We start from the raw sequence: 1094 nt of genomic DNA, 5'->3' as shown, positions 1-1094 counted from the left end.
GGTGACGGTGCTGATCCGGCCCTAGCCAGCTCATCCTGTCTCTAAGTACCCGTTTCCTTGGAAACTCCGGCGCCGATTGCCCGATGCTATTGGGTTGTACGTATATTCGCTACAACTACAAAAGGGCGCAGGACAGATGGGGAATAACGCGCTAGATTACCTCTTTCACTCGGGAAGTGAATTCGAGGGTTTCTTGGAACGCCGTCTCGCTGCCATTCTCGCCGCCGATGTCGTGGGCTACAGCCGTCTGATCGGGGCTGACGAGACCGGCACGCTGGCCGCGATGAAACGGCACAAGAATGAACTCGTCGATCCCAAGATCAACCGCCACAAGGGACGTATCGTCAAACTGACCGGCGACGGCATTCTCGTCGAGTTTGCAAGCGTCGTGAACGCGGTCGCCTGTGCTGTCGATATCCAGCGCGGCATGCTCATCCGCAATGAAAGCGTGCCACCGCTGAAGCGCATCGAACTGCGCATCGGCGTGCATCTCGGCGATATTATCGTCGAGGACGGAGATATCTTCGGCGACGGCGTCAACGTCGCCGCCCGGCTCGAAGGCTTGGCGGAGCCATCCGGTGTTGCCGTTTCCGCCACGGTGCGCGACCACGTCGGCAGCCGCCTCGATATCGGCTTTATCGACAAGGGCGAGCACACGCTGAAGAACATTGCAGCCGGTGTGCATGTCTATTCGGTGGCACTCGGGGCGCCGACGAAGGTTGCGGCGCCACCCAGCGGTGCCGGGCCCATCGTGCTCGATGACGGCTACGGACTTTCGGTCGGCGTGCTTCCCTTCACCAATATGAGCCATGACCCGGAACAGGAGTATTTCTCCGACGGCATCACCGAAGACATCATCACGGATCTTTCAAAGATCTCGAAGCTGCATGTCGTCGCCCGAAACACGGTGTTCACCTACAAGGGGCGGTCGGTGAAGGTGAAGCAGGTGGCCCAGGAGCTGGGCGTGCGCTACATCCTCGAAGGCAGCGTGCGCAAGGCGGGTTCACGGGTGCGCATCACCGGCCAGCTCATCGATGCCTTGACCGGTACGCACCTCTGGGCCGACCGCTACGATCGCGACCTGACGGACATCT

Annotated in this window: 1 protein-coding gene; it reads left to right on the top strand. The window is 60.4% G+C overall.

The window, feature by feature from the left end:
- Window positions 1-136 precede the first annotated feature (136 nt).
- The coding region (locus I8N66_RS34055) for an adenylate/guanylate cyclase domain-containing protein (RefSeq protein ID WP_291163950.1) at window positions 137-1094 on the top strand (958 nt) is incomplete at its 3' end.

It is taken from the genome of Ensifer sp. SSB1 (assembly GCF_016652895.1).
In the GTDB taxonomy this organism is placed as follows: Bacteria; Pseudomonadota; Alphaproteobacteria; order Rhizobiales; family Rhizobiaceae; genus Ensifer.
Note: the sequence above shows the minus strand (reverse complement) of the source record. Positions and strands in the feature narration are given on the sequence as shown.